This window comes from Anaerobacillus sp. 63XJN7_4_ISO-PGPR-S23-413, from assembly GCF_056173725.1.
This window is the reverse complement of the sequence record NZ_CM149688.1, coordinates 4,127,658-4,145,678: the sequence shown is the minus strand read 5'-3', so window position 1 is coordinate 4,145,678 and position 18,021 is coordinate 4,127,658. Positions and strand designations below refer to the sequence as shown.

Genomic DNA, 18,021 nt, shown 5'->3' with positions numbered 1-18,021 from the left:
AAAATAAAAAGCAGAGCTCGTTTGCTCTGCTTTAAAAACTAAATTGCCCAGTTTCCTTTGCGGAACACTGGTTCACTTGTCCCGTCTTCTTTAATTCCATCAATATCCATTTCTTCTGAACCGATCATAAAGTCGACATGCGTTACACTTTCGTTAGCTCCTGCCGCTTTAAGCTCTTCTTTAGACATGTTTTTTCCACCTTCAAGACAGAAGGAATAAGCATTCCCAATCGCAAGGTGATTCGAAGCATTTTCATCGAAAAGCGTGTTGAAGAAAATGATTTCTGCATTCGAGATCGGTGAATCATGAGGAACGAGCGCTACTTCACCGAGATAGTGAGCGCCTTCATCCGTTTCGATTAGATGCTGTAGTGTTTCATTGCCGTTCTTCGCTTCTGCTTTTACAATGCGTCCTTTTTCAAATGTAAGCGTGAAGTCCTCAATGACTGTTCCGCCGTAGCTAAGGGGCTTTGTTGAGGACACAACACCGTTCACACCAGTTTTATTCGGAATTGTAAACACTTCTTCTGTTGGCATGTTCGCAACAAAATGATCGCCTTTCACATTCTCACTGATTCCGCCAACCCACTGGTGAGCCTTTGGAAGTTCAATAGAGAGGTCTGTTCCCGGCGCACGATAGTGAAGTTTGCTGTAATGCTTATTGTTTAGGTAATCTACCTTTTGTTCAAGGTTAGCACTGTGCTCTTTCCATGCCTGAACCGGATCGCCAGTTGAAACACGAGTGGCCTGGAAAATAGCTTCCCATAACTTGGCTTCCTGTTCTTCCTCTGGTGCGTCAGGGAACACTTTCTGAGCCCATCCTTTAGAAGGAACGGCAACAACTGACCAGCTATTATGATCAGACATCATATAGTTGCGGTACCCTTCCATCGCCTTGCCTGCTGTTTTGCTTGCATTCGAAATGCGTTCAGGATCTACACCTTTTAAAAGGTCTGGATTAGAAGAGGTGATTGAGAGAAAAGCCGCTCCGTTTTCTGCCATCTCTTCAAAGCCCTTCGCTTTCCAGGTCGGAAATTCTTTGAATGCTTCGTCAGGTGCTTTGTCAAACTTAATACGAGTTAAGGTTTCATCGTTCCATTCAACATGGACATTTTTAGCTCCAGCTTCATAAGCGCTTTCAGCAATGTTTCGAACAAATTCGGCTGATGTCAGAGGAGCGTTTACAACAAGAGTTTGTCCTTGTTGAATATTTACTCCTACTTTAACCGCTAGATCTGCGTATTTCTGTAGATTCTCTTGAAACGTAGCCATAGTCGAAGATCTCCTTTTTTCACGTAGTTATACTTCTAAATTGTAGCAGATTTCTTGATTTTTAGTAAATTATTCCCTGATTACCTACTCATAAAGCAAGTTTCTGGCAATAAACCGTCCATTTCGGATATGTTATATGTAAAGTGAATACTTCCATCAGGAGGAGGTGGTTCATTTCCTTCTGATGGTTAGACGAACCAATCGAACCTTTAGTAGCACTTAAGGGTAGAATAAATCTTCTATATTGGAGTGGTAGAGAATGAGTATGAATTATGAGCTTGCAACATTTGCTGGAGGATGTTTCTGGTGTATGGTTGAGCCATTTGAAGAAATGCCAGGCATTCAAAGCATCGTATCTGGCTATACAGGCGGAGAGAAGCCTTATCCAACATACGAAGAAGTCATTTCGAAAACTACCGGTCATGTTGAGGCCGTTCAAATTACATTTGATCCTAACGTCTTTCCATACACTAAACTACTTGATCTATTTTGGCGTCAAATTGATCCAACAGATTCAGGCGGGCAGTTCTTTGACCGCGGTGACACGTACATCACAGCGATTTATTATCATAACGAAGAGCAAGAGAAACTGGCTGAAGAGTCTCGAAAAGAGCTAGAAGAAAGTGGACGCTTCTCAAAACCGATCGTGACAAAAATCCTCCCAGCCAAGCCATTTTACCCGGCTGAAGATTATCATCAGGATTACCATAAGAAAAATCCTGCCCACTACAATCGCTACAAAAAAGGATCAGGTCGCGCTGATTTCATAGAGAAAAACTGGGCGTATGAGAAAAACGATGACGAACTTCGCAGTCGTTTAACAGATATTCAATACGAAGTGACACAAAAAAATGGAACAGAGCGTCCGTTCCAGAATGAGTATTACGATAATGCCAAACCAGGTATCTATGTTGACGTTGTTTCTGGTGAACCACTGTTTAGCTCAACGGATCAATATGATGCTGGCTGTGGCTGGCCGAGTTTTACGCAGCCGATCAACAATCATTTTGTGAAAGAAAAGAAGGATTTCAGTCACTTTATGATTCGAACAGAGGTGCGAAGCAAGGAAGCCGATTCTCATCTCGGTCACGTATTTAATGATGGTCCTTTAGAGAATGGTCTTCGCTATTGCATTAATTCAGCAGCAATGAAATTCGTTCCAAAAGAAAGTCTTGAAGAAGAAGGATACGGCGAATACCGAGTTCTATTTGAATGAGAAAAGTTGATGTTGCGATTGTAGGCGGCGGTGTTGCTGGAATTCTTGCAGCAAGGAAATTAACCGAAGACGGGATTAATGTCTTAGTACTTGATAAAAGCAAAAGTGTCGGTGGCCGGCTCGCAACGAAAAAAATAGGAGATGGTCGAGCTGATCATGGGGCACAATTTTTCACCGTTCGAACAGATCAGTTCCAGCAATTTGTCGATGAATGGGAACAGAACCAATGGATATCAAGGTGGTTTGGAGACAAACATGCAAGATACAAAGCAACAAACGGTATGAATCAATTAGTAAAGAATCTTGCTAGTGGAGTACCGCATCAATTAAATAGTAAAGTTGAGCAAATTGAGCGGGCTGAAGAAGAGTACGTCGTTATTTCGGAGAAAGGTGAGCGAGTCCAGGCAAGCCTTGTACTACTTACTCCACCAGCTCCCCAGACGCTTCAGCTTCTTGAAGCGAGTGATGTTCAAGTATCGGATCAATCGCTTCAATCGCTCAACCAAATAACATTCGATCCTGCGGTAGTTGGCCTTCTGACTTTTAAAAAAGAAGACGAAACCAGGCTACCTCCTGAAGGGCATAAGGATTCAGATTTGCCTGATGGCATCGAGCGTATGGTTGATAATCGTGTAAAAGGTATTTCGGATGAACGTATTATAACGGTCTATGCAACTCCTGATTTCTCAAAGAGTTTTTATCATTATGAGGATGAAGCTGTTTTAGCTGATATCCTGAAAAAGATAGAGCACTTGCTTCCCCTTGAGTCGTTGGTGTCTCAACAATTAAAAAGATGGCGATATGCTCAAGCAGTTCACGTTCATAATCATCCGTTTCTAAACGTTTCTGATAAAGAGGCTATCTTTGTAGCAGGGGATGCATTCTTACATGAAAATGATCAAACCGGACGAACGCGAATCGAAAGTGCTGTATTATCAGGATTAGCTGTAGCAGAAGAAATAAAGCAGTTGATGAACAGGAAGACTTCCACGTGAAGTCTTCCTTTTTTCTGTATTCATCTTGTTCGAAAGTTTTGAAAACAGCCTATTGTTTCGTAACTTTTGCGTTATAATAAATGTAGTGGAAAAATTTTCATACTTGAAATAAATCAAGGTGAAAAGGGTGAAATAATGAATGTGATAACAGAAAACGACCATATAATTGAAAAGATTTTATCGCTTTTTCGATGGGTTTTTCTCCTCATTGCAGGGGCATATTATTATATTTTATTACAGGGAAATAGCATCGCTTTTTTGAGTTTGCTTATATTTGGTTTTGTTTATATGGCAGTCGCTGAATATGCGCTTCATCGAACGCCTTTAAATTCAAAACGATACCACTATATGACGAAAGTGAGTGTCGCTTTTGATTACGTCGCTTTTCTATGGCTTATTGTGTTAACTGGAGGCGGAGGGAGTCCACTCTTTCCCATCGGATATTTAATTATCCTCCATGTTGCAGTGTATTGGAAATTTAGCGGAGGTATGATTGCAGCGCTTTTTCTAGGTGTTGGTTATACAGGAGTTCTTATTTTTAGCGGTTATTCGTTTACGGGTGAGGACCTGATTTCATATCTTCTAGATTTTATGTTCCTTATATTTATGGGGATTCTTGGCGGGATTATCGTTTCAAGAGAACGGAAGATGCGCTCCAAGAATACTCAATTAGAAGACATTGCGCGGAAAGATTTTTTAACAGATCTATACAATCATCGCTCCTTTCAAGAAGATTTACGTTACTGTGCTGAGCAGGAGAAGCCAATTCTTGTTGTTCTTGCCGATTTAGACTATTTTAAATCGGTGAATGATCAATTTGGGCATCTAGTTGGCGATAATGTGCTCCGTAAAATAGGCGAAGTATTAAAGAAACAAATTGGAACAAAAGGCAGAGCATATCGATATGGCGGAGAGGAATTAGCGCTTTTGTTGGATGCTGAGGATGTAGAAGAAGCGAGAGAATGTTTGCTACATATTCAGGTACTCATCAGAAACATGACCTTCACTGCAAAGGGCGAATATTTCAGTGTGACAATGAGCTTTGGAACAGCACTTTATCCTTTAGAAAATGGCATTATTCCATGCATGAAACTCGCAGATGAGCGGTTATATCTCGCAAAAAAACAGGGGAGAAATCGAATTTATTGGTATGATCAATATACTGAAAAGGATCACGTCTACTAGCGTGATCCTTCTTTATTTATGATCGAGGTAACGATATGTTTAGATGAATTTTCGAAAAGTGAGAAGTAGTTCAGCACATGGCGACTTGGAAACAATTCTTTCTGAATGACGGATGCCGGCTTGCCATCCTTATGTTTTGCAAGAACCTGGTCTTGAATGGAAAGAAGATAGTAAAGCTTTTCCTCTAATCGTCTGCGCCCGTTTGGTAATATACCAGCATGCGAACAAAAAACAGTCTTAAAGTCTTGTGATAGTACTTTTTGGAGTGATTGAATGACGTCTGGAATTGATTCAAACGCGAAAATACTTTTTGGTTGACTCATGACGTAGAGATCACCTGTAAACAGCCACCCTCGTTCCTTCTCAAGAAGAGCCAAGTGATCTGGCGCGTGACCAGGCGTGTGAAGTAAATCAAATGTATGATGCTTTGTTACGACTCGGTGCTCGATTCCCCTAGCTTCGAATGGTTTTCGGGAGCCCCAGAAAACGCGCCTATAGAGTGGGAGGTGAGGTCTCGCACGACACAAAGGAATGCCTTCAGGATGAATATACATCGGTATTCCTGAAGAAAGCATCGAAGCATTGCCTGTATGGTCCTCATGGTGATGCGTTAAGATTATTTGGGTATAGTTCTCCTTAGAGAGAAAATCCATTATTTCTTTTTGAAGGCGGCTAGGTCCGCAGTCGATCAAGAGCTCATCTACAAGGTACATATATACGTTCATCCGAACGCCCCCAAGCTGAAAAGTCCCTTTTACAGCCTTAACCCCCTCGAATTCTGAAACGGTGAGCACAATCCATCACACCTTCCGCTAATCTACTTCTAGTATAGCGATTTTTGAGGAGAAAAAAACCTTCTCTCCTAGTTGGAGTGGTGTGTTTCTGGTGGAGTGGTGTGGATATTGGCTAAAATTTGATTTTATTGTCCGAAATCGAAATTTATTGGCTAAAACGCTCAAACAGTAAAAAGAGCTGCCGACACTCGGCAGCTCTTTCCAGTGATTGAAGCTTACTTCGCGATTGCTTCTAGCTCCACTTCCATATTTCCGCGCGTTGCTCTTGAATAAGGGCAAGTTTGGTGTGCCGATTCAACAAGTTCGTTTGCTGTTTCTTGATCGACACCTGGAATTGTAACGTGTAGCTTCGCACTAAGTCCGAATGCGCCGTCTTCTTCTTTTCCGATTGATACGTGCGCTTCTACTACCGTATCTTTGATTTTAATTCGCTTCATGCGTGCGACCATATTTAAGGCGCTATCGAAACAAGCTGCATAACCTGCTGCAAACAATTGTTCAGGATTCGTTGCTTCTCCTCCCTGACCGCCAAGTTCTTTTGGCATACGAAGGTCCATGTTGATGACGCCGTCCGATGATTCTACTTTACCCTGTCTGCCGCCGTGTGCTGATGCTTTTGCAGTATATAACGATTCCATAATAAAATTCCTCCTAATAATTTAAATTGTGCACAATTTAATTTTACAAGATTAAATATATCTCATCGTTATTTATCTGTCAACAGAAAGCGATCATGTTGACATAACAGTCAAATCGGGATAAGTTGATTGTGCACAACTTATTGAAAAGAAGGGGTTATCATGAACCATAACGAACAATTAAAACTAGAGAATCAGCTCTGTTTTTCTGTATATGCTTGTTCAAGGGAAATTACGAAGATGTATCGTCCTTATTTGAACCAGCTTGATATTACGTATCCTCAATATCTCGTTCTCCTTGTTCTTTGGGAAAAACATGAAACAACCGTGAAGGCGCTTGGCGCAGAGCTTTATTTGGACTCAGGCACGTTAACTCCCCTGCTAAAAAGAATGGAAGAAGCGGGTCTTGTGATGAGAGAGCGTTCGAAAGAAGATGAGCGCAGAGTGATGGTTCGTTTAACATCAAAAGGGGAAGGGTTGAGAGAGGAAGCTTCGATCATTCCAAACGCTATGGCGGCAAACAGTGGTTTATCAAAAGAGGAATTCACGAAGGCATTATCTGGCTTTCAACAGCTGTTGGACCATATTCATTCCGTGAATGAAAAATAGTAGCAATTTTCCAGATTAAGTTGACATAAGTTATTGGAATTAAGTATAATTATCTCGAATTCAAGATATTAGAAGTTAAGGGTGAACGTTATGAATGATAAAGATCGTGAGCTTTCACTAAAGCTATTCATTGTCCTGGCTAGATCGAATCGCTCTGTTACCGATCATATTAAAACGGATATTCAAAGCTATGGATTAAATCCAACGGAATTTGCTGTGCTTGAGTTGCTTTATCACAAAGGAAATCAGCCGCTACAGCAAATCGGTGAGAAAATTCTACTTGCGAGTGGAAGCATCACCTACGTTGTCGACAAGCTTGAAGGAAAAGGGTATTTGAAGCGCAATCCATGTCCGAATGATCGACGGATCACACATGCTGTTATCACGGATGAAGGTAAAAAGTTAATGGATCGAATTTTTCCTAACCATGAGAAACAAGTCCAGTCGATCTTTGCCGGTTTGGATGAGTCTGAGAAAGAAACGGCCATTACACTACTGAAAAAACTCGGTCACTATGCAGAGGAGCTATAAATTCCTCTTTATTTCTTAATATGATCCAAAAAACCAGCTTCTCACATTATGTAGAGAGGCTGGTTTTTTTGAGTACTTTTGTTTCCTGCATCGCGGTCACGCCAAGCAGGCCAAATAAAGAGAAGCCAAATGTGTTCACGAATCCATGGAAAAAGACCATTAAAGGAATACCGAGAATAACGGTTTCATTCACATGAGCAAATCCATAAATCATAGCGGAACTCATCGAGAATAGCAGAGAAGCGAATGAAATTGAGAGCAACATTTGAACGGAATAATCCAATGTTGGCACTAAATAGACGAGACAAAGAATCGAAAAAACGATGAGCGGTGTTACGAATTCAACGACTGAAATAAACTCAAGAACGGGCCACGAATCCGATAGTGTAATACCAACCGCAATGAAAGGTGGTCCGAATAGAACAAAGTTCGCAATCGTTTTAAACCACGGCTGAATGGAAGGTGCTTTTTTTAGAAGCATTTTCCCGATGAACGCCATCGTAATGGGTGTAATGAAAGCGGCATAGTGGAAATGAATAGATGTGAGCAGGACGATTACATCACTAAAATGGAGAATCTGGATGCCTGACCGATGTAGAATGAGCCAGAGTCCCCCAATGCTTATGTACATCAACCCCAGTTGAATGAGAACTTCAAAAATTGTGCTTCTCTTCCATGTTTGGAGGAGACGAGAAAATCCGTAGAGCGCAATTAAAATCGTCGTAAGAAACCACGGAACGGCTAGAAGTACAGCGAGCGTTCCCTGTTCAATAAAGAAGGAAACACCAGCAAAAACAGCTGATGGAAGCTGAATCCAGGTGGCATAACGATAAAAGGAGTTCTTTCTCTGTGGGACGAGATTTAAGGTTAACGGCACAAGTACAAGATAAGCGAACATTAATAACATCATGACATATTGAAGTGTATCGATTGGAGTTGTGAGTAATTTCGTGACAACGAAGGCTACCCAAAGAAATAGACCGGCAAAACTGCTTGTTTTCATTATGATTTCACCTCTCTTTTAGTGTACGATGAAGAGAAGTGATAGAAAAGGAAATTCTGGGAAGAGAGGCGATTGAAATGGATCGAAAGCCAGTACTAGGTTTTGTTGGGATTGGTGTAATGGGAGAAAGCATGGTTCGGAACTTAATCAAAGCGGGATATCGCACGCTTATCTCAACGCGAACAAAAAGCAAGGCAGAACCGCTTATTCAAGAAGGGGCAGAATGGCAAGATGAAGTGAAGGACGTGGCAGCGAATGCTGACGTAATCATCACTATGGTCGGCTATCCTAAAGATGTAGAAGAGGTCTACATAGGTGAGAAAGGGATACTAGAACATGCTAAGCCGCATTCGATTCTAATTGATATGACAACTTCTAGCCCGGCTCTTGCTGAAGAAATCTATCAGCATGCTCTATCAAAACAGCTCTACGCGCTTGATGCTCCTGTATCAGGAGGAGACGTTGGAGCGAAGGAAGGGCGACTATCCATTATGGTCGGTGGAGAGTTAGAAGTGTTTGAAAAAGCTCGACCGATTTTCGAAGTAATGGGACAAAATATTGTTCTTCAAGGCCCAGCAGGAGCAGGACAACACACAAAAATGTGTAATCAAATTGCCATCGCAAGTAACATGATGGGTGTTACTGAAGCGATAGTTTATGCGGAAAAGGCAGGGTTGAATCCGACAACAGTTCTTGAAAGTATTGAATCTGGCGCAGCTGGCAGCTGGTCGCTAAGCAACCTTGCGCCAAGAATGGTTTCAAATCGATTTGAGCCTGGCTTTTACGTGAAGCATTTTATTAAAGACATGACGATTGCTCTTGAATCTGCCAAGCAAATGGGCATGCTGACACCTGGCCTTGAGCTTTCAAAAAAGCTCTACGAAGATCTTGCTGAGCGTGGAGAAGAAGATAGTGGTACACAGGCACTTGTGAAACTATTTCGCGATGCCTAATTGAAAACGAAAGACCCGGAGCATATGCACCGGGTCTTTCGTTGATTATAAAGGGAAGTTTCCCTCTGCTATCGAATAAACTGTGGTAAACGCTTATTTATCTTCTTTTTGGCGTTTGTCGATTTCTTCTGTTACAACAAATGCAAGATCATCATTTCCGAAAAGAGAAAGGACGCCAATCACCGTTTGATCTGGGATATGCTCTGATTCTTCTTTTGGTACAACGAGTTCAATGCTTTGTTTAAGAGCAGGGTTATTCACCTGATCTGGATAAGCTTTTGCGTAAAGCGTTTCTGGATTTAAGTCATTGTTTACACACCACTGAGCAAAAACAAGAATCATCATGTTTTCATCGCGCTGATAGTTTTCAATAACTTTGTCTTGAATTTCTTTTTGGTCCATAGGACGACCTCCGTTTCATTACTCTACCGCTAGTGTACTCGCAGCTAGAATATGTAGCAAGCCTGTCATTTGTAAAATGATCATGAAGAATGTTCCAGCCTGAAGAAAGAGGTGTCACGACCTGCTATGCTGAAAGGAATTGAACATCAGGGAGGCAAAAAGATGAGAAAAAAAGAGATTCGTAGCTGGATGATGTATGATTTCGCTAATTCTGCTTTTGCAACGACGATGATGGCAGCAGTACTCCCTGTCTTTTATTACGATGTCGCTGCCAAGAATATTGACCAAAGCCTTGCCACATCATATTGGGGCTATTCGCAATCCATTGCCGTTCTAATCGTAGCTTTTCTTGCCCCGATCCTTGGTGCTATTGCTGACTATTCTAATTCAAAGAAAACATATTTGCGCTTTTTTGCTTATATGGGAATGATTGCGAGTGTTTTAATGGCTTTCGTTGGTGAGGGCGGATATTTATTTGCTTCGATTCTACTAATCTTTGGAACAATCGGTTTCTCAGGTAGCAACGTCTTTTACGATGCATTCTTACCCGAGATCGCAAAAGGGGAGGAGATGGACCGCATCTCAGCAAGAGGCTACGCTTTTGGCTATATTGGCGGCGGGCTTCTGCTTCTCGTTAACCTGATGATGATCTTAAATCCATCGTGGTTTTTCCTTCCGAATACGCTTGTCGCGACGCAGCTTTCATTCGCAAGTGTTGGAGTCTGGTGGTTTGTTTTCTCGATCCCAATGTTCAAAAACGTGCATGAAGTTGAGCATAGTCAGCCGAAATTAAGCGGCTCCTACGTGACAATCGGTTTTAAAAGACTTCGCACAACCTTTAGGGAATTGAACCACTATAAACAGCTGCTTCTTTTTCTAGTCGCTTTCTGGTTATTTAATGATGGCATTTCCACTATTATTAAAATGGCGACGATCTATGGAAGAGATATCGGAATAGGAGCGAATGATTTGATTGCAGCGCTCCTCATTACGCAGTTTGTAGGCATACCGTTCGCCTTCTTGTTTGGATACTTAGCGAAGAAAATTCGCCCGAAACGAGCGCTTATGCTAGCACTATGGATATATGTGGGCATCGTTTTACTAGGATACTTTATGACAACTGCTACGCATTTCTATCTACTTGCGATCATGGTCGGCTTCGTTCAGGGGGGTGCCCAAGCATTAAGTCGTTCGATTTTTGGAAGTATTGTTCCGGATCATCGTCATGCAGAATTTTACGGTTTCTATGGGATTTCAGCTAAATTTTCAGCGATATTCGGTCCGTTTCTCTTTGCCTTCGTTGGTCAGGTAACAGGCTCAAGTCGACTTGGGATCGTATCGCTAGTTGTCTTTTTTCTAGCAGGCATCTATTTACTTAGTAAAGTGAATATCGAAAAAGGGAAAGAGGAGGCGAAGGTTGTGATGGTGAATGAAGGGGTGGATATGTAATTAGCAGAATCGCGGAATTAATAATGGTTTTCGCGGAAAAAAGTGAGATATCGCGGAATTATTGAGAAAATCGCGGAATTAAGTGGTTTTCTCTACAGTTCACCAGGTAACAGACCACAAAAAAGGCTCTGAGCAGTATAACACTGCTCAGAGCCTTCCTATGACATGAAACCCCTTACAAAATGGGGTCGAAGTGCTTTAACTCAAGTGAAAGCGTGCAATCTTTTCCTGTGTCATATGAGCGGTTGCCGATTTGTGTTTTTAATTCAGTTAGGCAGTTTTCTTCGTTGTGCCAGTAATCATGAATAAGAGGCAGGATACTTGTTGCCTCTTCTTCCGCTTGCTCAAGCAGCTCTTCAAAGGTCGCGGTGGATTCCTCGTCTTTAATAGCTGGATGGATCCAAGTGGTGCCTTCACGATTTAAATAATCTTCATTGCCAATTTGTTTTCGATAGGAAAAGGAAGAGACTTGTTTCTTTAAAAGTTGATTTTTCCATCCGTGTGGATCGAATAATATTTTTAGCGCAAGTACCATATCCCGATAAGATTGAGTAATATAGTCGTCTGGCATACGTTCAGCTGTTTCTGGATAAAAGGTTTGGATCAATTCATACAGCATGAGTTCAATAGGAGGATAGAGTGATTTGCCAATGTGAATCTCTTGGTAAACGGGTGTTTTCCACGTTTCTACATCTTTGTATTCTTTCATCAAAATGGTATCTATAATAATTTCAAGCTGTTGATGTCGGTTGCCTTCAAGACCGGCACGATAGTGGATATAAGGATGCGTGTTTCGATCAAGAATATGATGCGTCACAAAGCCAAGGATATATGCGCGAAGCATCGGATCGTCCTGCTTTCCGTATTCAATCATCTCCATGAGGAATGAACCACAATGATCTTGATGAAGAACTGATCCCGCTTCTTGAACAGGCTTATTCTTTTTCCAGGGCCAGAAATTATGATAAAAGAAAGGGTCAGGTCCCTGTGCACCAAGTCGAAAGAAAGGCAGGTCACCTTTGATCGTATTCCATATGCCGGCTTCCATCGCAGCTTCTTCTCCGAATAAAATATGTGTCCAGACATTTGGCATCGATTTATCCCCTCCTTATATGTCTTTCTATTAGTATACCTGAAGAGAACCTGTCTTCTTGCCATAATCTTCAGAAAACATTTCTCTTTCTTTTTCCCTTAAATTCATAAATTCAAGCATATTAAAAGCCCGGCGCAGGCCGGGCTACACTTATTTCTTTATTTACTTAGAAAAACGTCTTCAATATCATCAAGCATCAAGTTAGCCGAAATGACGCCACCAGACGTATTCCAGATCGCATCACTCACCTCATGAACGTTACCGTCTTTGACAACTTGAAGATTGTTCCATAATGGATCATTTGTCCATTCTTCCGCAGTGGAATTCGCTTCGCCATCTCCCGCTTCATACGTGAAGTAGAAGAGCACGTCGCCATCCATTTCTGGAATACGTTCTTTCGTTACTTCTTCAGCAAAATCTTCTTTTTGCTGTGATTTTGGACGATCAAAGCCTAGCTGCTCAAGGATAACGCCAGAGAACGAGTCTTTGTAATAAATTCTTGTTTGTCCAGCTAGAAAACGAACAACCGACACTTTTTGATCAAGCTGATCGCCAAGTTCTTCACTCATGGAGTCAATGCGGTCGGTGTAAGCACTCATCACTTCTTCGCCTTTGTCTTCCATATTTAGTGCTTTAGCGTAGAATTTGAAATTCTCCTGCCAGTCGCCTTTCAACGTTTCTGAGTAAACGGTTGGAGCGATCGCGCTAAGCTGATCATAGATGTCTTCTTGACGTAATTTATTTCCGATTATGAGATCAGGTTTAAGTGCAGCGACAGCTTCAAGATTCACTTCACTTTCTGTTCCAACGACTTCAACATCTTTCATATCGTCCGAAATATGCTCATACCACGGGTCGCCGAGCCATGATTGTACTGCCCCAACTGGTGTTACTCCCATAGCAAGTAGTGCTTCTGTTCCTTCATTAGTTAAAATAACAACTTTTTCTGGCTTCTCTGGCACTTCTGTTTCACCCATTGCATGTGAAACCGTTCGAGTAGACTCTTCTTCTTGCCCACTAGAGTTAGTAGCGTTTTCATTATTCCCACCTGTGCCGCACGCAGCAAGGATCATAAGTACACTTAGACTAACGATGAGCCATCCTTTTTTTAACATATGTATATCCTCCTTGTCATTGATAATCGTTTTCATTTACGATGTAATCATACTGAATTGTCACAAATTAGTCAACAGGTAAATGAGAGTGATTCTCATATTCATTGACACGTTTTCATTCTTTTCTTAAACTTAAAAAGGATGATAAAGAAAGGGATTAACCTTTATGACGCATAAATTACACTCGATGAATAAAAAATGGTTCGGATTAGCAGTTGGCTTGTTGCTTGTCATAATACTGATGCTTGCGAGCGTGGTCTATGGCTTAACAAGTATTACATGGACAACGGCCTGGCAAGCCTTTACGCAGTTTAATGGAAGCAATGAACATATTATCATTATCGAAAATCGCGTTCCGAGAGCACTGATCGGGGCTGCCGTAGGCGCAAGTCTTGCTGTCGCGGGTGCTTTGATGCAGGCGATTACTCGAAATCCTCTTGCTTCGCCGTCCATATTAGGCGTAAATGCGGGGGCGAGTTTTGTGATTGTGATTGCGGTCACCTTTTTCTCTGTTACGTCACTTGCAGCATTTAGCTGGTTAGCGTTTCTTGGAGCTGCGTTCGCCTCCATCGTCGTGTACGTGCTTGGCTCATTTGGTAGAGAAGGGCTTACACCTATGAAGCTGACCCTTGCCGGTGCGGCAATTGCGGCGATGTTTTCCTCATTAACGCAAGGAATGCTTGTGTTGAATGAGAAAGCGCTTGAAGATGTTCTCTTCTGGCTTGCTGGCTCGATTGAAGGGCGCAGTCTAAATATGCTTTACTCGGTTATTCCTTACATTGGACTTGGCTTAGTCGGTGCGCTTTTGATCAGTCCGAAAATTAACACTCTGGTGATTGGAGAAGATGTCGCAAAAGGACTTGGGCAACGTACCCTGCTTGTCAAAGCTTTCGCAGCACTTTTTATCGTTTTTCTTGCCGGAGGATCAGTAGCCGTAGCCGGACCGATTGGTTTTATTGGCATCGTCGTACCACACGTTGCTCGTTTTTTTACAGGACCGGATTATCGTTGGGTCATTCCGTACAGCGCAATCATTGGGGCGATTCTTTTGTTATCAGCTGATATTTCCGCTCGGTACGTAATTATGCCACTTGAAGCGCCGGTTGGTGTACTAACGGCTGTCATCGGAACGCCATTTTTCATTTATATTGCTCGAAGGGAGTTTAAACAGCTATGATGAAATACACTTCCTTTCGAATGAAAGCTGTTTCTTTTCTACTAGATCGCCGCTCGCTTTGGGTAATAGCAGGACTGACTGGCGCTGTTATCATCATCGCATTACTTAGTATTGGCCTTGGGGAGATATTTATGACCCCGGATGAAGTGGTGAAGGCGCTATTTGGTTATGGGAATGAGATGAATGAGCTTGTTGTGAAGCAGTTCCGCTTTCCTAGAATCGCCATGTCCATTTTGGCTGGAGCGGCCCTTGCTGTATCTGGCGCTATTCTTCAAGGAATGATTCGGAACCCACTTGCGTCACCTGATATTCTTGGCATCACTTGGGGCGGTGCACTTGCGACGATTGGTTTTCTTACGATCTTTAGTGATAAAGCGAATGCCCTTACGGTAAGCATTCAATGGTTGCCGCTCGCTTCCTTTATCGGCGCTATTTTAGCAGGATTTCTTGTGTTTGGTTTATCATGGAAAAATGGTATTTCACCGATTCGATTAGTGCTGATTGGGATAGGGTTAACGGCATTGTTGCAGGCGCTAACGACATTATTGATGATTATCGGTCCTATTTACAGAGCGTCTGATGCAAACATCTGGATAACGGGAAGTGTTCACGGAACGAACGGCCAGGATGTTCTGACACTGCTGCCGTGGGTAGTCGTTCTGATGATTATTTTAATGGTTTACTCAAGACGGGTGAATTTGCAAGAGCTTGGTGATGATGTAGCAAGAAGTGCAGGAGCGATGCTTTTAAAAGACCGCATTGCGTTACTGCTAATTAGCACGGCGCTTGCAGGAGGGGCTGTTGCATTTGCTGGTGGAGTCGGATTCGTAGGTTTAATGGCACCGCATATTGCGAGAAAGCTCGTCGGATCGTCTTTCGGTGTAGTTGTGCCGGTGGCTGCGCTTGTTGGTAGTATACTTGTGATGATTGCTGACTTAATTGGCCGCACGCTTTTTTCACCTTTGGAGGTTCCGGCTGGTGTATTCACAGCGGCGATTGGAGCACCGTATTTTATCTATTTATTGATTCGATCGAGAAACAAATGATGAGGAGGTGGCGACGTGTACGCACTGCAAACGAAAGATTTAACGCTTGGATATGGAGAACAAACCGTTATCGATCAGCTGAACTTATTGATTCCTAAAGGAGAGATGAGCGTTCTCATTGGTGGAAATGGATGTGGCAAATCAACGCTATTACGAAGTCTAGCTCGACTTCTAAAGCCGCATTCTGGAGGAATTGTTCTTGATGGAGAGGCTATTGCGAATAAGCCAACAAAGGAAATCGCTCGGAAAATGGCTATCCTTCCACAGTCACCAGTCGCACCTGAAGGCCTCACAGTTCTGCAGCTCGTTAAGCAAGGACGATATCCTTATCAAACGTGGTTTAGTCAATGGTCTGAAGCGGACGAAGATGCCGTTCAAAACGCGCTAAAAGCAACGCACATGGAAGAGTTTGCTGAGCGTAATGTTGATTCCCTCTCTGGAGGACAGCGGCAACGTGCCTGGATCGCGCTTACCCTTGCTCAGGATACGGATATTATATTACTTGATGAACCAACAACGTACTTGGACCTCGCTCACCAAGTGGAGGTACTCGATTTACTATTTGAATTGAATAAAGAGGATAACCGGACCATTCTAATGGTTCTTCACGACTTAAACCTCGCTTGTCGCTATGCCGACCATATTATTGCTGTGAAGGATAAGGGCATTTATGATCAGGGGAAACCTGAAGAGATCGTGAATGAAGAGCTTGTGAAGCATGTGTTTGGGCTTCAATGTGACATTATCGAGGATCCGCTATTCGGTACACCGCTTTGTGTACCACATGGCAAAGGGAGGAAGGTAAATGGTCGCTGAGCACCCGGTGTTTACGAGAGACGAGAAAGAAAGGCTGAAACAGTTTCGCCTGACTGTGGGTGAAAGCAGTGCAAGTTTAGTGCAGCTACACGATGAGCATCACTTAAAAGGTCTTCTTGAACAGCTCGTGGAGGAAGGCCATTTTCCATCTATAATTGTGGCGGGATCACAGTTTATGAAAAGATATGGTTTTATGACGGTTGTGCCGATACTGTATGCTTTTACGATGTGGGATAAAGCGATTCTGGCTGGAACTGATGAGCTTTGCTATGAAGTTAATACAGATGCGGAGCCCTGGATGATGAAGCTTATGATTGATAACGACGTAGACGTCACCACTAATCAGAAAGATCGTGTTGAAATAAGAGTAGCACTTGCCAATAAACTGATTAACGAGAACCTTGCTCCGTTTGTTGAAGCAATGGTGAAAGCGACGAAATTATCAGCGGCGATTCTATGGGAGAATGTGTCCATTTACTTGTTCTGGCTCTATGAAACTCTGATGCCATCTGAAGGAAATGAGGAACAAGTGCGTCGAGCTAAAGAAGACTTTCATTTCCTTCTCACGGAGTTTAACTGCACAAGTTTCACCTGCGGCGCAAACCCGTTCATGCCGTATTATTCAGAGAAAGTGAAGCGTGAAGAAGGAGAGATCCGCTTCCGCCGTACTTGCTGTTTGTACGATCAAGTATCGGAAGGTGGCGCGTGCTGTAAGACGTGTCCTAAAGCGCGCTAGGAGTGGTGACAGGCACCACCCGGTTTAGCTCGAATACTGTCGAAATAGCTTGGCGTCCCCCGTTCGGGGGACGCCAAGCTATTTTTTCAGTTTTCTTTTGGAGGTGTAGCTTCTTATGAAGAGATAAAGACCGGCAATGATTATTCCGCCACCAATCCATTGCATCGTATGCAATGTTTCGCCAAGGATAAAATAGGCGAGAATACTAGCTCCGATCGGTTCAAATAGGATGCTCATTGAAATGACATTCACGCTCACCCACTTCATAGCCCAATTTAATAGAGAATGACCGAGAAGCGTTGGGAATATCGCTAGCAAGATGAAATATCCCCAGTCTGTAGCTGGATAAGAAAAGAACGGGTAGCGTAATACAACGTTATAAATGATAAGCGTAAGAGCAGCGATGCCATACACGATAAAGGTGTATGGCATCAGATCCAGACGCTTTCGAATGTTCTGACCGAACAAGAGGTATCCAGTTACCATGGCACATGCCGTCAGGGCTAAAAGATCTCCCCACAGAGCCATTCCACTAATCTTGAAATCCCCCCAGCTGATCAGAATAGAGCCGGTCACAGCGGTCACCCCTCCAGCAATAGCTAGAAGGGTGAGTTTTTCTTTGAAGAAAAGATACGTACCGATAAAGGCAAACAGCGGCTGTAATGTGACAAGAACAACAGAGCTTGCAACGGACGTGTAGTTGAGCGACTCAAACCAGAGAATAAAGTGAAAGGCGAGACTAACGCCTGCAAGACTTCCGAATCCCCAATCAGAAGCTTTAATATGACGAAAGGCGTTTCGATAGCTTCGTAGGATAATCGGTAGCATAATAAGTATGGCAAAAACGAGACGGTACATCGCAATAATCGAAGCTTGAGCAGTTGCTAGCTTGACGATGACGGCGGAAGTGGAGATAAATAGGATCGCGATTATAATGGCGATGTATGGCTTCGTATGTTGGTTTTTAAACAATGGGATTCAATCCTCCATTA

At 42.7% G+C, this 18,021-nt stretch carries 19 protein-coding genes; 11 read left to right on the top strand and 8 right to left on the bottom strand.

Annotation, left to right across the window (positions count from 1 at the left end):
* Positions 1-38 precede the first annotated feature (38 nt).
* Entirely contained in the window at positions 39-1,271 is a 1,233-nt protein-coding gene (locus AC0VYO_RS21420) for an aminopeptidase (protein ID WP_475366220.1), read from the bottom strand.
* A gap of 265 nt (positions 1,272-1,536) precedes the next feature.
* Here AC0VYO_RS21420 and msrB point away from each other — a divergent pair, with 265 nt between their 5' ends.
* From msrB to AC0VYO_RS21405, 3 genes are all read left to right on the top strand, one after another.
* Complete coding sequence (gene msrB / locus AC0VYO_RS21415) at positions 1,537-2,487, top strand: peptide-methionine (R)-S-oxide reductase MsrB (RefSeq protein ID WP_475367540.1); 951 nt, start codon at positions 1,537-1,539, stop codon at positions 2,485-2,487.
* Entirely contained in the window at positions 2,484-3,482 is a 999-nt protein-coding gene (locus tag AC0VYO_RS21410; RefSeq protein ID WP_475368232.1) for an NAD(P)/FAD-dependent oxidoreductase, read from the top strand. Before msrB ends, AC0VYO_RS21410 begins: the two co-directional genes overlap by 4 nt.
* 135 nt (positions 3,483-3,617) lie before the next feature.
* Complete coding sequence (locus AC0VYO_RS21405) at positions 3,618-4,667, top strand: GGDEF domain-containing protein (protein ID WP_475366218.1); 1,050 nt, start codon at positions 3,618-3,620, stop codon at positions 4,665-4,667.
* Here AC0VYO_RS21405 and AC0VYO_RS21400 read toward each other — a convergent pair.
* Positions 4,664-5,392, bottom strand: coding sequence for an MBL fold metallo-hydrolase (locus tag AC0VYO_RS21400; RefSeq protein ID WP_475368231.1), 729 nt, complete (start codon positions 5,390-5,392; stop codon positions 4,664-4,666). The two genes, AC0VYO_RS21405 and AC0VYO_RS21400, sit on opposite strands and share 4 nt — an antisense overlap.
* Before the next feature lie 284 nt (positions 5,393-5,676).
* Positions 5,677-6,099, bottom strand: a complete 423-nt coding sequence (locus tag AC0VYO_RS21395; RefSeq protein ID WP_475366216.1) for an organic hydroperoxide resistance protein — start codon at positions 6,097-6,099, stop codon at positions 5,677-5,679.
* Between the two features lie 162 nt (positions 6,100-6,261).
* Between AC0VYO_RS21395 and AC0VYO_RS21390 the strand changes: the two genes are divergently transcribed.
* A complete protein-coding gene (locus AC0VYO_RS21390; protein ID WP_475368230.1) occupies positions 6,262-6,708 on the top strand; it encodes a MarR family winged helix-turn-helix transcriptional regulator in 447 nt (148 codons plus the stop codon).
* A gap of 81 nt (positions 6,709-6,789) precedes the next feature.
* Complete coding sequence (locus AC0VYO_RS21385) at positions 6,790-7,239, top strand: MarR family winged helix-turn-helix transcriptional regulator (RefSeq protein WP_276511785.1); 450 nt, start codon at positions 6,790-6,792, stop codon at positions 7,237-7,239.
* Between the two features lie 46 nt (positions 7,240-7,285).
* On the opposite strand, the gene AC0VYO_RS21380 is transcribed toward AC0VYO_RS21385, so the two are convergent.
* A complete protein-coding gene (locus AC0VYO_RS21380; RefSeq protein WP_475366214.1) occupies positions 7,286-8,242 on the bottom strand; it encodes a YndJ family protein in 957 nt (318 codons plus the stop codon).
* A 77-nt stretch (positions 8,243-8,319) separates the two neighbouring features.
* On the opposite strand from AC0VYO_RS21380, the gene AC0VYO_RS21375 reads away from it, so the two are divergent.
* Positions 8,320-9,195 (top strand): NAD(P)-dependent oxidoreductase, encoded by an 876-nt coding sequence (locus AC0VYO_RS21375; RefSeq protein WP_475367539.1) that lies wholly within the window; start codon positions 8,320-8,322, stop codon positions 9,193-9,195.
* 93 nt (positions 9,196-9,288) lie between these two features.
* On the opposite strand, the gene AC0VYO_RS21370 is transcribed toward AC0VYO_RS21375, so the two are convergent.
* Positions 9,289-9,597, bottom strand: coding sequence for a hypothetical protein (locus AC0VYO_RS21370; RefSeq protein WP_194218254.1), 309 nt, complete (start codon positions 9,595-9,597; stop codon positions 9,289-9,291).
* Between the two features lie 162 nt (positions 9,598-9,759).
* On the opposite strand from AC0VYO_RS21370, the gene AC0VYO_RS21365 reads away from it, so the two are divergent.
* Positions 9,760-11,046 carry an MFS transporter gene (locus AC0VYO_RS21365; protein ID WP_475368229.1) on the top strand — a complete coding sequence of 429 codons (1,287 nt, stop codon included), beginning with the start codon at positions 9,760-9,762 and terminating at the stop codon, positions 11,044-11,046.
* Between the two features lie 175 nt (positions 11,047-11,221).
* On the opposite strand, the gene AC0VYO_RS21360 is transcribed toward AC0VYO_RS21365, so the two are convergent.
* Together AC0VYO_RS21360 and AC0VYO_RS21355 are read right to left on the bottom strand one after the other, a co-directional pair.
* On the bottom strand, positions 11,222-12,139 hold the full coding sequence (locus AC0VYO_RS21360) for a zinc dependent phospholipase C family protein (protein ID WP_194218256.1): 918 nt from the start codon (positions 12,137-12,139) through the stop codon (positions 11,222-11,224).
* Positions 12,140-12,297: 158 nt separating this feature from the next.
* Positions 12,298-13,254 (bottom strand): ABC transporter substrate-binding protein, encoded by a 957-nt coding sequence (locus AC0VYO_RS21355; protein ID WP_194218257.1) that lies wholly within the window; start codon positions 13,252-13,254, stop codon positions 12,298-12,300.
* A 166-nt stretch (positions 13,255-13,420) separates the two neighbouring features.
* Between AC0VYO_RS21355 and AC0VYO_RS21350 the strand changes: the two genes are divergently transcribed.
* Genes AC0VYO_RS21350 through AC0VYO_RS21335 form a run of 4 tightly spaced genes read left to right on the top strand, consistent with a single transcriptional unit; the run spans position 13,421 to position 17,029 of the window.
* A complete protein-coding gene (locus AC0VYO_RS21350) occupies positions 13,421-14,431 on the top strand; it encodes a FecCD family ABC transporter permease (RefSeq protein WP_475368228.1) in 1,011 nt (336 codons plus the stop codon).
* The gene (locus AC0VYO_RS21345) at positions 14,428-15,477 is read left to right on the top strand and encodes a FecCD family ABC transporter permease (RefSeq protein ID WP_371017893.1); all 1,050 of its coding nucleotides are present in this window, start codon (positions 14,428-14,430) and stop codon (positions 15,475-15,477) included. The genes AC0VYO_RS21350 and AC0VYO_RS21345 overlap by 4 nt, the downstream gene beginning before the upstream one ends.
* 15 nt (positions 15,478-15,492) lie before the next feature.
* Positions 15,493-16,293, top strand: a complete 801-nt coding sequence (locus AC0VYO_RS21340) for an ABC transporter ATP-binding protein (RefSeq protein WP_475368227.1) — start codon at positions 15,493-15,495, stop codon at positions 16,291-16,293.
* Entirely contained in the window at positions 16,283-17,029 is a 747-nt protein-coding gene (locus AC0VYO_RS21335) for an IucA/IucC family C-terminal-domain containing protein (protein ID WP_475368226.1), read from the top strand. The genes AC0VYO_RS21340 and AC0VYO_RS21335 overlap by 11 nt, the downstream gene beginning before the upstream one ends.
* Positions 17,030-17,107: 78 nt before the next feature.
* On the opposite strand, the gene AC0VYO_RS21330 is transcribed toward AC0VYO_RS21335, so the two are convergent.
* A complete protein-coding gene (locus tag AC0VYO_RS21330; RefSeq protein ID WP_475368225.1) occupies positions 17,108-18,001 on the bottom strand; it encodes a DMT family transporter in 894 nt (297 codons plus the stop codon).
* Positions 18,002-18,021 lie beyond the last annotated feature (20 nt).